This is a genomic window from Pseudomonas sp. GW821-FHT02A08, from assembly GCF_059422045.1.
The window spans coordinates 1-13,105 of the sequence record NZ_JBWKWD010000008.1 but is presented as its reverse complement, the minus strand read 5'-3'; the positions used below and the strand labels follow the sequence as shown (position 1 = coordinate 13,105).

Here is a 13,105-nt window from a genome sequence, read left to right as displayed (position 1 = left end):
TACGCCGGCCAGTGTAATGCAAGAATCGGGCGCGGCGTAGTGGGATGGATCAAAGGGCGCTTTTAAACAGAATGCTTAACGCAGGCGCTCGGCGAGCCAGACGCCGATGTCGCGAATTTCTTCGGGTAACACTTCGTGACCCATTGGGTATTCCTGCCATGTCACGGTGACACCACGCAGTTTCAAATGCTCGTAGGCGCTGCGCCCCATCGAGTTTTGCACCACATCGTCATACTGGCCGTGCATCGACAGCACCGGGATCCGCTGCTGGCTGGCGGACAGTTGCAGTTCGTCGCTGAAGGTCGGTGCATAAGTAGAAAGGGCAACTACACCACCCAGTGGTCCCTGCCATTTCAGAAACGCGGTGTGGAAAACCACGGCGCCGCCCTGGGAAAAACCTGCCAGGAAAATCCGCGAGGCGTCTATTCCGCTGGCTCGCTGCACTTCGATCAGTTCAATGACGCGGTTCGCCGACTCTTCCAGTTGCTCGCGGTTGATCGCGCGCGCCGGGCTCATGGCCAGGATGTCGTACCAGCTCGGCATCTCGTAGCCGCCGTTGATAGTGACAGGGCGATGCGGTGCCTGCGGGAGAACGAAGCGGGTACTCAGCAAGGTTTCCTGCAGCGCTTCGGCCACCGGAAGGAAGTCGTAGCGATCGGCGCCCAGGCCGTGCAGCCATATAACGCAGGCGTCTGCGGTCTTTACGGGCTGAAGAATCAAGGGCTCGGTCATGTCTGCTCCAATGTTGTGCGTGCGCGCACATTTAAGTGCGTGATCAAAGTGCGCGTCAGGTTGATCCGTTAAGAAAGTGTCGCAAGCGTACAAGTTTTGCTATTGACCTGCAGTTGAACCGCTTCGGCGAGCGGTGTGGTACGGGCTTTGCTATGGGGAAACGGTGCAACCCATCTCGCGCCCGGCGGTAACACTATCAGTGTACTGCCGACTGTGGGATAGCAATGAATCCGGTGATGGATGTTCGCCAATGGCCGCTACGGGGCTTCGCGAACGTGAAAGGGCTACAGCCCGTTCGGCCGACTGGTGAGAGCGAGTTTTCCATGACGTGGATTTTCTCCTACTAGACTCATAGCTAACGTCTTACGTCGGTTGACCCCAAAACAAGCCAACACGGGTCGACTACGCCTCAAAAGGGTGCGACAGGACTCACGCTCCGACACAACAAGAGCAAAACTGGAGGTTTGAATGAAGATGTTGAAATCCACCCTGGCTATCGTGACTGCAGCCGCAGCACTCGGTGTCAGCGGGTTTGCCCAGGCGGGCGCAACCCTGGATGCAGTGATGAAGAAAGGTTTCGTGCAGTGTGGCGTCAGCGATGGCTTGCCAGGCTTCTCGGTTCCGGATTCCACCGGCAAGATCGTGGGTATCGATGCTGACTACTGCCGTGCAGTAGCAGCGGCTGTCTTCGGCGACGCGACCAAGGTCAAGTTCAGCCAGTTGAACGCCAAGGAGCGCTTCACCGCGCTGCAGTCCGGCGAAATCGACATTCTGTCGCGCAACACCACCATGACCAGCTCCCGTGACGCGGGCATGGGCCTGAAATTCCCGGGCTTCATTACCTACTACGACGGCATCGGCTTCCTGGTAAACAACAAGCTGGGCGTGAAAAGCGCTAAAGAGCTGGACGGCGCGACCATCTGCATCCAGGCCGGTACCACCACCGAACTGAACGTTTCCGACTACTTCCGCGGCAACGGCCTGAAATACACCCCGATCACGTTCGACACCTCCGACGAGAGCGCCAAGTCGCTGGAATCCGGTCGTTGCGACGTACTGACCTCCGACAAGTCCCAGCTGTTCGCCCAGCGCAGCAAGCTGGCTTCACCGAAGGACTACGTGGTTCTGCCGGAAACCATTTCCAAGGAACCCCTGGGCCCGGTCGTGCGTAATGGCGACGACGAGTGGCTGGCCATCGTGCGCTGGACTGGCTACGCCATGCTCAACGCTGAAGAAGCCGGCATCACTTCGAAGAACGTGGAAGCCGAAGCCAAGGGCACCAAGAACCCTGACGTTGCCCGTCTGCTCGGTACCGACGGTGAATACGGCAAAGACCTGAAAGTGAAGAAAGACTGGGTCGTGCAGATCGTCAAGCAAGTCGGCAACTACGGCGAAGTGTTCGAGAAAAACCTCGGCAAGAGCACTCCGCTGGAAATCGACCGCGGGCTGAACGCTCTGTGGAACGCTGGCGGCATTCAATACGCACCACCAGTGCGCTGATGGTTCTATCACCCGGTGGGCCAACCACCGGGTGATGTTCTGTTCCATTATTTCCGGGGCACTTCATGCAAAATTCAATCGGCGCACCAAAGCAGAGGCTCAGCCTCAGCGATCCACGCGTGCGTGCTTGGGTATTCCAGATCATCACGATTATCGCGGTGGTCTCGCTGGGCTGGTATCTGTTCGATAACACCCAGACCAACCTGCAACACCGGGGTATTACCTCCGGTTTCGACTTTCTGGAGCGCAGTGCCGGTTTCGGCATCGCTCAACACCTGATCGACTACACCGAAGCGGACACATACGCCCGGGTGTTTGTCATCGGCCTGCTCAACACCCTGTTGGTGACCTTCATCGGCGTGATTCTGGCGACGATCCTGGGTTTCATCGTCGGTGTGGCGCGACTGTCGAAGAACTGGATCATCGCCAAGCTGGCGACGGTGTATGTGGAAGTCTTCCGCAACATTCCGCCGCTGCTGCAGATCCTGTTCTGGTACTTCGCGGTGTTCCTGACCATGCCGGGGCCGCGCAACAGTCATAACTTCGGCGACACCTTCTATGTCAGCAGCCGTGGCCTGAACATGCCGGCGGCGTTGATGGCGGATGGTTTCTGGCCGTTTGTGACCAGCATTGTAGTCGCCATCGTCGCCATCGTGCTGATGAGCCGCTGGGCGACCAAACGCTTCGAAGCCACCGGTGTGCCGTTCCACAAGTTCTGGGTCGGCCTGGCGATGTTCCTGGCCATCCCTGCGCTGTGCGCGCTGGTTTTCGGTGCACCGGTGCACTGGGAAATGCCGAAGCTGCAAGGCTTCAACTTCGTCGGCGGCTGGGTGTTGATCCCGGAACTGCTGGCGCTGACCCTGGCCCTCACCGTATACACCGCGGCGTTCATCGCCGAGATCGTGCGTTCGGGCATCAAGTCGGTCAGCCATGGCCAGACCGAAGCGGCGCATTCCCTCGGCCTGCGCAACGGTCCGACCCTGCGCAAGGTGATCATCCCGCAAGCCCTGCGCGTGATCATTCCGCCGCTGACCAGCCAATACCTGAACCTGGCGAAGAACTCCTCGCTGGCGGCCGGTATCGGTTATCCGGAGATGGTCTCGCTGTTTGCCGGGACCGTGCTCAACCAGACCGGCCAGGCAATCGAGGTGATTGCGATCACCATGAGCGTGTACCTGGCGATCAGTATCAGCATTTCCCTGCTGATGAACTGGTACAACAAGCGCATTGCGCTGATCGAGCGGTAAGGAAAAGCGCATGAGTACTCATACTTTCAAACCTGACATGCCGCCACCGAACCGCAGCATCGGTGCGGTGGCGTGGATGCGCGCGAACATGTTCTCCAGCTGGCTCAACACCCTGCTGACCCTGTTCGCGTTCTACCTCATCTACCTGGTGGTACCGCCGATCCTGCAGTGGGCGATCCTTGATGCCAACTGGGTCGGCACCAGTCAGGCCGACTGCACGAAGGAGGGCGCCTGCTGGGTGTTCATCCAGCAGCGTTTCGGCCAGTTCATGTATGGCTACTACCCGCCGGTACTGCGTTGGCGCGTGGACCTGACGGTGTGGCTGGCGATTGTCGGCGTGGCGCCGTTGTTTATCTCGCGCTTTCACCATAAGGCGGTGTACGGGCTGAGCTTCCTGGTGCTGTACCCGATCATTGCCTGGTGCCTGCTGCATGGCGGCGTATTGGGTCTGGACGCGGTGGCGACCAGCCAGTGGGGCGGCCTGATGCTGACCCTGGTGATCGCTACCGTCGGCATCGCCGGTGCGTTGCCGCTGGGGATTGTCCTGGCGTTGGGCCGTCGTTCGAACATGCCGGCGATTCGCGTGGTCTGCGTGACCTTCATCGAATTCTGGCGCGGCGTGCCGTTGATCACGGTGCTGTTCATGTCCTCGGTGATGCTGCCGTTGTTCCTGCCTGAAGGCATGAACTTCGACAAGCTGCTGCGGGCGCTGATCGGCGTGATCCTGTTCCAGTCGGCCTACGTGGCCGAGGTGGTGCGCGGCGGTCTGCAAGCAATTCCAAAAGGTCAGTACGAAGCGGCAGCGGCGATGGGCCTGGGTTACTGGCGCAGCATGGGCCTGGTGATTCTGCCGCAAGCCCTGAAGCTGGTGATCCCCGGCATCGTCAACACCTTCATTGCGCTGTTCAAGGACACGAGCCTGGTGATCATCATCGGCCTGTTCGACCTGCTCAACAGCGTCAAGCAAGCCGCCGCCGACCCGAAGTGGCTGGGCATGGCCACCGAAGGCTATGTGTTCGCCGCCCTGGTGTTCTGGATTTTCTGTTTTGGTATGTCGCGCTATTCCATGCATCTGGAACGCAAGCTCGACACTGGCCACAAGCGCTAAGTCGCTACCTAATTTAGGAAGTTTTGTGATGAGCGAAGCAATCAAACAGCCTGTGAGCCCTGAAGGCATTATTCAGATGCAGGGCGTGAACAAGTGGTACGGTCAGTTTCACGTACTCAAGGACATCAACCTCAACGTCAAGCAGGGCGAGCGTATCGTGCTGTGCGGCCCGTCGGGTTCCGGCAAGTCCACCACCATCCGCTGCCTCAACCGCCTGGAAGAACACCAGCAGGGCCGCATCGTGGTCGATGGCGTGGAACTGACCAACGACCTCAAGCAGATCGAAGCGATCCGTCGTGAAGTGGGCATGGTGTTCCAGCACTTCAACCTGTTCCCGCACCTGACCATCTTGCAGAACTGCACTTTGGCGCCGATGTGGGTGCGCAAGATGCCCAAGCGCAAGGCCGAGGAAATCGCCATGCACTATCTGGAGCGCGTACGCATTCCGGAGCAGGCGCACAAGTACCCGGGACAACTGTCCGGCGGCCAGCAACAGCGTGTGGCGATTGCCCGTGCGCTGTGCATGAAACCGAAGATCATGCTGTTCGACGAACCGACCTCGGCACTCGATCCGGAGATGGTGAAAGAGGTACTGGACACCATGATCGGCCTGGCCGAAGACGGCATGACCATGCTCTGCGTGACCCACGAAATGGGCTTTGCCCGCACCGTGGCCAACCGCGTGATCTTCATGGACAAGGGTGAAATCGTCGAACAGGCTGCGCCGAACGACTTCTTCGACAACCCGCAGAATGAACGGACCAAGCTGTTCCTGAGCCAGATCCTGCATTGATCGACCCCAGGCACTGAAATAAACCCGGACCGAGTTCCGGGTTTATTTTTGCCTGCGATTTGTGCCCAACCCTGTAGGAGCCTTCGGCAGCTCCTACAGGGGTTGTGTGGGCAGCTTAAGCTGACTAACATGTCAGAAAATTCATCCTATGATTGGATGAGAGGGCGAATTCCATGTCAGAAATTTCTCCATTGGTGAAACGATCCCTGGTTGACCAGGCCCTGGACCAACTGCGCCTGCGCATCAATCAGGGCGTTTGGGTAGTGGGCCAGCGTTTGCCCACCGAGCCTGAGTTGTCCGCCGAGCTGGGCATCAGCCGCAACACCGTGCGCGAAGCCATGCGGGTGTTGGCGTTTTCCGGGTTGATCGAAATCCGTCAGGGTGACGGCAGTTACCTGCGGGCTGTGGTCGATCCGCTCGATACCTTGAAGGCACTGTCCCGTTGTTCCCTTGAGCAGGCCCGGGAAACCCGGCACATCCTCGAAGTCGAGGCCATCGGCCTGGCGGCAGTGCGCCGTACCGACGAAGACCTGGTGGCATTGCGCGAGGCCCTGGGTGTCAGCGGCAGCCACTATCACGGCGATCTCGACACCTACATCGCCTGCGACCTGGTGTTTCATCGCCGTCTGGTGGACGCCGCGCACAACCCGACCCTCAGCGAGTTGTATCGCTATTTTTCCAGCATCGTCGGCGCGCAACTGCGCCAGACCCTGAGCATCGTCCCGCGCCGCCAGGAAGTGTTCGACCTGCACATCGAGTTGCTCGATGCCGTCGAGCAACGCGACCCGGAACGGGCCAAAGCCCTGTCGAGGCAGTTGATCAATGAACCTTGAAACCGAGAAGCCCATGCACCGCAGTGAGTTATCCACAACCTCAAAACGTTCGGCCGAACTGGAGGAGCTGCTGATCGATGCCGAGGTCGATGACGAACAGGTCCAGCAGGCCCACCCGGCTCTACGGCGGCCGTGGTTGTTGCTGCTGGGCCTGATTCTGGTGGCGCTGAACCTGCGCCCGGCGTTGTCGAGCATGGCGCCGATGCTCAGCGAGGTCTCGAAGTCCCTTGGCTTGTCGGCGTCCACGGCGGGGTTGCTGACCACGTTGCCGGTGCTTTGCCTGGGCCTGTTTGCGCCGTTGGCACCCGTGCTGGCACGGCGATTTGGTGCGGAACGGGTGGTGCTGGGCATTCTTCTGACCCTGGCGTGCGGGATCATCCTGCGCAGTTCGTTCGGTGAGATCGGCCTGTTTGCCGGCAGTGTGCTGGCCGGTGCCAGCATCGGCGTGATCGGCGTGTTGCTGCCGGGCATCGTCAAGCGCGATTTCCCGAAGCAGGCCGGGACCATGACCGGTGTCTACACCATGGCCCTGTGCCTGGGCGCGGCAATGGCGGCGGGTGCGACCGTGCCGTTGAGTGAACACTTTGACAAGAGCTGGGCGCTGGGCCTCGGTTTCTGGGTCATTCCGGCATTGGCGGCTGCGCTGTTCTGGTTGCCGCAAGTCGGCCAGAAACACGGCGCGCACAACGTGGCTTACCGGGTTCGGGGATTGTTACGCGATCCGCTGGCCTGGCAGGTGACCCTGTACATGGGCCTGCAATCGTCCCTGGCCTACATCGTGTTCGGCTGGTTGCCGTCGATCCTGATCGGACGTGGCCTGACCCCGACCCAGGCCGGACTGGTGCTGTCGGGTTCGGTGATCGTTCAACTGGTCAGTTCCCTCGCCGCGCCATGGCTGGCGACACGGGGCAAGGATCAGCGCCTGGCGATCGTGATCGTGATGGCGCTGACCCTCGGCGGTTTGTTCGGCTGCCTGTATGCGCCAATCGATGGCTTGTGGGGCTGGGCGATTGTGCTGGGGTTGGGGCAGGGCGCCACGTTCAGCCTGGCATTGACCCTGATCGTGCTGCGCTCGCGGGACTCCCACGTGGCGGCAAACCTGTCGAGCATGGCCCAGGGTTTCGGTTATACCTTGGCGTCCATGGGGCCGTTCGCGGTCGGCATCGTGCATGACTGGACCGGCGGCTGGACGGCCGTGGGCTGGATCTTCGGTGTCATTGGCCTCGGTGCGATCATCGCCGGCCTGGGGGCCGGACGTGCGTTGTACGTGCAGGTCGACAGCGAAAAGGTCTGATCCCCGCACACTGTCGGTATTCGTCTTGCGAATGCCGATAGTGTTCGACCCATTTGCAGACTATCGTGCAGGCAATCTTTCGATACCCATTGCACAACAGGGAGTCTGCCCATGAGTGAAGTCCACAGCGCCTTGATCACCCGCTTTTACCAGGCCTTCCAGCGCCTCGATGGCGAAGCCATGGCTGCCTGCTACACCGATGACGTGGTATTCAGTGACCCGGCGTTCGGTGAGCTGCGTGGCCGGGATGCCGGCGACATGTGGCGGATGCTCGCCACGCGTGCCAAGGATTTCTCCCTGACCTTCGATCATGTCCGTGCCGATGATCGTGCCGGTAGCGCCCATTGGGTCGCGACCTATCTGTTCAGTCAGACCGGCAATACCGTGGTCAATGACATCCAGGCACGCTTTGTCTTTCGCGATGGCAAGATCTGCGAGCATCACGACAGTTTCGACCTGTGGACATGGTCGCGTCAGGCCCTGGGTTTCAAAGGCCTGTTGCTGGGCTGGACGCCACTTGTCCGCAACGCCGTTCGCTCGCAGGCCCTGAAGGGGCTGAAGGCATTCCAGGCCAGTCGCTGATAAGATCGCGGCCTGTTTCCTTTCAAGCCCTGATCGTTACGTGACCACCCTCAGCGAAAGCCCTGTCGACGCCGACACCCCCGCGAGCAAAACCTGGTTCGTCTACCTCGTTCGCGCGGCCAACGGTTCACTCTATTGTGGGATCAGCGATGATCCCGTGCGTCGCTTCGCCAAGCATCAAAGCGGCAAGGGCGCGCGATTCTTTCTTTCCAGCCCTGCAATGGCCCTGGTCTACACCGAACGCTGTCGTGACAAAAGCGATGCGTTGCGTCAGGAGCGGCTGATCAAAAAACTCAAGAAGAGCGCCAAGGAATGCCTGGTGGCGAGCGCAACGAGCGCAGCCCCTGGCTCATCACTCTGACTGATCAGTTCCCATCAGGCGGATCTGTAGGCTGCCAGGTGATTGCGCGCTAAGCTGCTGGTTCCTGATCCTTGCGGCGGAGCCGAGCATGTCCGAGTTGATTCTGCATCATTACCCGACGTCCCCCTTTGCCGAGAAGGCCCGCCTGCTGCTGGGTTTCAAGGGGTTGTCCTGGCGTTCGGTGAAGATCTCGCCAGTGATGCCCAAACCGGATCTCACGGCGTTGACCGGTGGCTACCGCAAGACACCGGTGTTGCAGGTCGGTGCCGATATCTATTGCGACACGGCATTGATTGCCCGGCGACTGGAGCAGGAAAAAACCTTGCCGGCGTTCTTCCCGGAAGGTCAGGAAATGATCACCGCATCGTTTGCAACCTGGGCTGATTCGGTGGTGTTCCAGCATGCGGTCAGCCTGGTGTTCCAGCCGGAATCGATTGCCGTGCGCTTCGGTAATTTACCGCAGGAAGCGATCAAGGCGTTTCTGGCCGACCGTGCCGGTTTTTTCAATGGTGGTAGCGCGACAAAATTGTCTACCGAACAGGCCAGGCATCAGTGGCCAACGATCATGTCGCGTCTGGAGCAACAGTTGCAGCGCGAGGAGGGTGACTACCTGTTTGGCGAGCCGTCGATTGCCGACTTCGCCCTGGCTCATTGCCTCTGGTTCCTCAAGGCCACGCCGGTGACGGCTCCACTGGTCGAAGCTTATCCGGCAGTCAATGCATGGCATGCGCGGGTATTGGGCTTCGGTCATGGTGCCTCCAGCGAGATGAGTTCCGAGGAGGCCCTGGCAGTGGCGCGTACGTCCACGCCAGCGGCCTTGCCGGATGAGCAGTTTGTCGATCCCAATGGATTCAAGGCGGGGCAGCAGGTAGTGATCGCAGCCACGGACTACGGCGTGGATCCGGTGGCAGGGGAGTTGTTGTTTGCCGGCCGCGAGGAGCTGATTGTACGGCGAGAGGACGAGCGTGGCGGTGTGGTGCATGTGCACTTCCCGCGGTTTGGTTTCCGGATCGAAGCCATCTGACCACTGTAGGAGCGAGCTTGCTCGCGAAGAGCGTGAACGATAACGCGTAAAACCGGATGCCCAGCGGCGCCCATGGTTTTTTCGCGAGCAAGCTCGCTCCTACAGGGTTATTTCAGTGCCGCCAGAATCGCATCCGGGTCATACCCGCGAATCAGCGTCCCGTTCACATCGATGATCGGAATTCCACCACCGCCCAGTGCCTGATAGTCCCCGCGCGCGACGGCATCCTTCTCGATGTCGAACTCCTTGTACGCAATGCCTTTCTGATCGAGGAAGCGCCGGGTCAACTTGCAGTAACCACACCATTCGGTGGCGTAGAGCACGACGTTGGCCCTGGCCTGGGTCTGCGCCGGCACCACTTGCGATGGATTGAACACCCGCTCGATCTTGCCCCAGTTCTGATAGGCCACGACCACCAGCAGGATCAGCAGGAATTTCTTCAGTACGCCGCCGAGCATCAGTTGCGACGCTTGAGCTGGTCGGTGAGCGAAGTGGGCAGGCCCTTGATGATCAACGTGCCGGCTTCTTCGTCGTACTCGATCTTCGAGCCCAGCAGGTGCGCTTCGAAACTGATCGACAGGCCTTCGGCGCGGCCAGTGAATCGGCGGAACTGGTTCAGGGTGCGTTTATCGGCCGGGATTTCCGGCGACAGGCCGTAATCCTTGTTGCGGATGTGATCGTAGAAGGCCTTCGGGCGTTCTTCGTCGATCAGCCCCGACAATTCTTCCAGGCCCATCGGTTCACCGAGCTTGGCCTGGCTGCTGGCGTAATCCACCAGGGTCTTGGTCTTCTCGCGGGCGTCGTCTTCCGGCAGGTCTTCGCTTTCAACGAAATCGCTGAAGGCCTTGAGCAGGGTACGGGTTTCACCCGGACCGTCGACGCCTTCCTGGCAGCCGATGAAGTCGCGGAAATACTCCGAAACCTTTTTCCCGTTCTTGCCTTTGATGAACGAAATGTATTGCTTGGATTGTTTGTTGTTCTGCCACTCGGAAACGTTGATCCGCGCCGCCAGGTGCAACTGGCCAAGGTCCAGGTGACGGGACGGGGTCACGTCCAGTTCATCGGTCACGGCCACGCCTTCACTGTGGTGCAGCAGGGCAATGGCCAGGTAGTCGGTCATGCCTTGCTGGTAGTGTGCGAACAACACATGGCCGCCGACGGACAGATTCGACTCTTCCATCAGTTTTTGCAGGTGCTCGACCGCCACTCGGCTGAATGCAGTGAAATCCTGGCCGCCCTCGAGGTACTCCTTCAGCCAGCCGCTGAACGGGAACGCGCCGGATTCCGGATGGAAAAGGCCCCAGGCTTTACCCTGTTTGGCGTTATAGCTTTCGTTGAGGTCGGCGAGCATGTTCTCGATGGCCGCGGACTCAGCCAGTTCAGAGTCGCGGGCGTGGAGAACTGCAGGTGTGCCGTCGGGTTTTTTGTCGATCAGGTGGACGATGCAATGACGGATCGGCATGGGCTTCTCGGCTGAATGAAGAGAGGAGGGCGTGCTCCCCCGAAAAAACGCCCAGTGTACCGCAACCACTGGTTTTGGCGCGGTACGAAGGGCAATTGACGGGCGACCGACGGCGCTTATGCAGTTTTTTCCTGTTTTAGCGCAATAAAGCTGACCAAATGGGTAGCTAGAGGCGGATATTTCCACGTCTGTGTGCTAGCTTTGCCCGGTCTTGCGCGAAGTCACTGCGTTAAGCGTGCAGTCAGCATTTGTCAGGTCGAACCAAACCCTGATTTCGGTATCTATAACCCCGATCCCGAGGTTATTTGGCCGAGGGTGCCAGATCCAGAAGATCGGGCTCGATGGCTGACATTGCACTCTGCAATCCATATGAATTTGATAGGGAAGGAACACTAAATGGCTCTTACTAAAGACCAACTGATCGCCGACATCGCTGAAGCTATCGACGCGCCGAAAACCACCGCGCGTAACGCTCTGGACCAACTGGGCCAAATCGTTGCCGATCAGCTGGAAAACGGCGGCGAAATCACTCTGCCAGGTATCGGCAAACTGAAAGTGACTGAGCGCCCTGCCCGTACCGGCCGTAACCCTTCGACTGGCGCTGCCATCGAAATCGCTGCCAAGAAAGTGATCAAGCTGGTTGTGGCCAAAGGCCTGACCGACGCTGTTAACAAGTAAGACTTGTTAAAAAAAACCGTGCACCGGAGCGATCCGGGCACGGTTTTTTTGTGGGCGCGATTTACCACAAACACCGCTGAACCAATGTGGGAGCGGGCTTGCTCGCGAAGGCGGTGTGTCAGTCACCATTGAAGTCGACTGACTTACCGCCTTCGCGAGCAAGCCCGCTCCCACAGTTGATCTGCGTCGGTCAGTTACTCAGCTTTACGTGCCCAGCGCTCGCGCCAGACCTGCTGTTCGGATTTGGTCTGGAACGTCCAGGCGACGAAGCGGCTCTGCTTCTGTCCCTGACCCATTTCCACCACCCGACTGTCCAGCGCTCCGGCCTTGGTCAGGGCATTCTGGATTGCCGGCAGGTTCGACGCTTTCGACACCAGCGTGCTGAACCACAGCACTTGTTGTGCCACGTGCGCACTCTCGCTGATCAGTTGCGTGACGAAACGCACCTCCCCGCCCTCACACCACAATTCCGCCGCTTGCCCGCCAAAGTTCAACACCGGCAGCTTGCGTTTTGGATCGGCCTTGCCCAGGGCGCGCCATTTGCGCGTGCTGCCCCGCGTAGCCTCGTCCAGCGAGGCGTGGAATGGTGGGTTGCACATGGTCAGGTCAAAGCGCTCAGTGCTCTCCAGCAAGCCTGTGAGGATCTGCTTGGGGTTGCTCTGCTGGCGTACCTGGATTGCTTTGTTCAGGCCATTGGATTGAATGATGGCCTTCGCCGCGGCGATGGCGGTCCCATCGATATCGGAACCGAGAAACTGCCAGCGATAGTCGCTGTAGCCGATCAGCGGATACACGCAGTTGGCGCCCATGCCGATGTCCAGCACCTTCACGGCGGCGCCACGGGGAATCACGCCGTCATTGCCGCTGGCCAGCAGGTCGGCGAGGAAGTGCACGTAATCGGCACGGCCTGGCACCGGTGGGCACAGGTAGTCGGCCGGAATGTCCCAGTGAGCGATGCCGTAGAACGACTTGAGAAGCGCCCGATTGAACACCCGCACGGCTTCCGGGCTGGCGAAGTCGATGCTTTCCTTGCCGTACGGATTGATGATCACGAACTTCTTCAGTTCCGGGGTGCTTTTGATCAGCGCCGGAAAGTCGTAGCGACCCTGATGGCGATTGCGCGGGTGCAGGCTGGCCTTCTCCTTCGGAGCGACGGCCGTGGCCGGGGTCTTCGGGGCAGGCTTTTTGCGCGCAGGCTTGGGGGAGCGGGGGGCGGTCATGGCGGTGGTCGATTCGGGTATGGCTGAAAGTGGCGGGCATTGTCCCACATCTGTGGGGCAACACCGACCAAATGTGGGAGCGGGCTTGCTCGCGAAAGCGGACTTTCAGTCAATATTTATATCGAATGTTATGACCTCTTCGCGAGTAAACCCGCTCCCACAGGGGGATCTTCATTGGATGTAAGAAAGTGGCAGTGTCTAGTCCTGAAATAGGTTTACACCTGTTTCACCCCAACGCCCGATGCACCGCATCGGGCGTTTTGTATTTCAA

The 13,105-nt window shown here is 59.6% G+C and carries 14 protein-coding genes; 10 read left to right on the top strand and 4 right to left on the bottom strand.

The window, feature by feature from the left end; all coding sequences use genetic code 11:
- Window positions 1-75 precede the first annotated feature (75 nt).
- The gene (locus AC07W4_RS08030) at window positions 76-732 is read right to left on the bottom strand and encodes an alpha/beta hydrolase (protein ID WP_095943794.1); all 657 of its coding nucleotides are present in this window, start codon (window positions 730-732) and stop codon (window positions 76-78) included.
- Window positions 733-1,200: 468 nt separating this feature from the next.
- Between AC07W4_RS08030 and AC07W4_RS08025 the strand changes: the two genes are divergently transcribed.
- The 9 genes from AC07W4_RS08025 (at window position 1,201) to AC07W4_RS07985 (ending at window position 9,474) form a co-directional block, all read left to right on the top strand.
- Entirely contained in the window at window positions 1,201-2,232 is a 1,032-nt protein-coding gene (locus AC07W4_RS08025; protein ID WP_102698486.1) for an amino acid ABC transporter substrate-binding protein, read from the top strand.
- A 65-nt stretch (window positions 2,233-2,297) separates the two neighbouring features.
- Window positions 2,298-3,479: an amino acid ABC transporter permease gene (locus tag AC07W4_RS08020; RefSeq protein WP_495032084.1), complete on the top strand. Its 1,182-nt coding sequence runs from the start codon at window positions 2,298-2,300 to the stop codon at window positions 3,477-3,479.
- 10 nt (window positions 3,480-3,489) lie between these two features.
- Entirely contained in the window at window positions 3,490-4,587 is a 1,098-nt protein-coding gene (locus AC07W4_RS08015) for an amino acid ABC transporter permease (protein ID WP_095943796.1), read from the top strand.
- 28 nt (window positions 4,588-4,615) lie between these two features.
- Complete coding sequence (locus AC07W4_RS08010) at window positions 4,616-5,380, top strand: amino acid ABC transporter ATP-binding protein (RefSeq protein WP_008053474.1); 765 nt, start codon at window positions 4,616-4,618, stop codon at window positions 5,378-5,380.
- A 173-nt stretch (window positions 5,381-5,553) separates the two neighbouring features.
- Window positions 5,554-6,213 (top strand): FadR/GntR family transcriptional regulator, encoded by a 660-nt coding sequence (locus AC07W4_RS08005; protein WP_008053475.1) that lies wholly within the window; start codon window positions 5,554-5,556, stop codon window positions 6,211-6,213.
- Window positions 6,203-7,507: a CynX/NimT family MFS transporter gene (locus AC07W4_RS08000; RefSeq protein ID WP_495032083.1), complete on the top strand. Its 1,305-nt coding sequence runs from the start codon at window positions 6,203-6,205 to the stop codon at window positions 7,505-7,507. The genes AC07W4_RS08005 and AC07W4_RS08000 overlap by 11 nt, the downstream gene beginning before the upstream one ends.
- A gap of 111 nt (window positions 7,508-7,618) precedes the next feature.
- Window positions 7,619-8,089 carry a nuclear transport factor 2 family protein gene (locus AC07W4_RS07995; protein WP_495032082.1) on the top strand — a complete coding sequence of 157 codons (471 nt, stop codon included), beginning with the start codon at window positions 7,619-7,621 and terminating at the stop codon, window positions 8,087-8,089.
- A gap of 40 nt (window positions 8,090-8,129) precedes the next feature.
- Window positions 8,130-8,450 (top strand): GIY-YIG nuclease family protein, encoded by a 321-nt coding sequence (locus tag AC07W4_RS07990; protein ID WP_495032081.1) that lies wholly within the window; start codon window positions 8,130-8,132, stop codon window positions 8,448-8,450.
- A gap of 88 nt (window positions 8,451-8,538) precedes the next feature.
- On the top strand, window positions 8,539-9,474 hold the full coding sequence (locus AC07W4_RS07985) for a glutathione S-transferase family protein (RefSeq protein WP_495032080.1): 936 nt from the start codon (window positions 8,539-8,541) through the stop codon (window positions 9,472-9,474).
- Between the two features lie 107 nt (window positions 9,475-9,581).
- Here the strand turns inward: AC07W4_RS07985 and AC07W4_RS07980 are convergent, their stop codons facing one another.
- Both AC07W4_RS07980 and yejK read right to left on the bottom strand, forming a co-directional pair.
- The gene (locus AC07W4_RS07980; protein WP_495032079.1) at window positions 9,582-9,932 is read right to left on the bottom strand and encodes a glutaredoxin family protein; all 351 of its coding nucleotides are present in this window, start codon (window positions 9,930-9,932) and stop codon (window positions 9,582-9,584) included.
- Entirely contained in the window at window positions 9,932-10,936 is a 1,005-nt protein-coding gene (gene yejK / locus AC07W4_RS07975) for a nucleoid-associated protein YejK (protein WP_008018580.1), read from the bottom strand. The genes AC07W4_RS07980 and yejK overlap by 1 nt, the downstream gene beginning before the upstream one ends.
- 396 nt (window positions 10,937-11,332) lie before the next feature.
- Between yejK and AC07W4_RS07970 the strand changes: the two genes are divergently transcribed.
- The gene (locus tag AC07W4_RS07970) at window positions 11,333-11,614 is read left to right on the top strand and encodes an HU family DNA-binding protein (protein WP_007905514.1); all 282 of its coding nucleotides are present in this window, start codon (window positions 11,333-11,335) and stop codon (window positions 11,612-11,614) included.
- 194 nt (window positions 11,615-11,808) lie between these two features.
- Here the strand turns inward: AC07W4_RS07970 and rlmF are convergent, their stop codons facing one another.
- Window positions 11,809-12,834, bottom strand: coding sequence for a 23S rRNA (adenine(1618)-N(6))-methyltransferase RlmF (gene rlmF, locus AC07W4_RS07965; RefSeq protein WP_495032078.1), 1,026 nt, complete (start codon window positions 12,832-12,834; stop codon window positions 11,809-11,811).
- Between the last annotated feature and the right edge of the window lie 271 nt (window positions 12,835-13,105).

Bases quoted from the DNA above. Each gene is read 5' to 3' on its own strand.
- AC07W4_RS08030 (WP_095943794.1), bottom strand. From the start codon at position 732: ATGACCGAGCCCTTGATTCTTCAGCCCGTAAAGACCGCAGACGCCTGC.
- AC07W4_RS08025 (WP_102698486.1), top strand. From the start codon at position 1,201: ATGAAGATGTTGAAATCCACCCTGGCTATCGTGACTGCAGCCGCAGCA.
- AC07W4_RS08020 (WP_495032084.1), top strand. From the start codon at position 2,298: ATGCAAAATTCAATCGGCGCACCAAAGCAGAGGCTCAGCCTCAGCGAT.
- AC07W4_RS08015 (WP_095943796.1), top strand. From the start codon at position 3,490: ATGAGTACTCATACTTTCAAACCTGACATGCCGCCACCGAACCGCAGC.
- AC07W4_RS08010 (WP_008053474.1), top strand. From the start codon at position 4,616: ATGAGCGAAGCAATCAAACAGCCTGTGAGCCCTGAAGGCATTATTCAG.
- AC07W4_RS08005 (WP_008053475.1), top strand. From the start codon at position 5,554: ATGTCAGAAATTTCTCCATTGGTGAAACGATCCCTGGTTGACCAGGCC.
- AC07W4_RS08000 (WP_495032083.1), top strand. From the start codon at position 6,203: ATGAACCTTGAAACCGAGAAGCCCATGCACCGCAGTGAGTTATCCACA.
- AC07W4_RS07995 (WP_495032082.1), top strand. From the start codon at position 7,619: ATGAGTGAAGTCCACAGCGCCTTGATCACCCGCTTTTACCAGGCCTTC.
- AC07W4_RS07985 (WP_495032080.1), top strand. From the start codon at position 8,539: ATGTCCGAGTTGATTCTGCATCATTACCCGACGTCCCCCTTTGCCGAG.
- AC07W4_RS07980 (WP_495032079.1), bottom strand. From the start codon at position 9,932: ATGCTCGGCGGCGTACTGAAGAAATTCCTGCTGATCCTGCTGGTGGTC.
- yejK (WP_008018580.1), bottom strand. From the start codon at position 10,936: ATGCCGATCCGTCATTGCATCGTCCACCTGATCGACAAAAAACCCGAC.
- AC07W4_RS07970 (WP_007905514.1), top strand. From the start codon at position 11,333: ATGGCTCTTACTAAAGACCAACTGATCGCCGACATCGCTGAAGCTATC.
- rlmF (WP_495032078.1), bottom strand. From the start codon at position 12,834: ATGACCGCCCCCCGCTCCCCCAAGCCTGCGCGCAAAAAGCCTGCCCCG.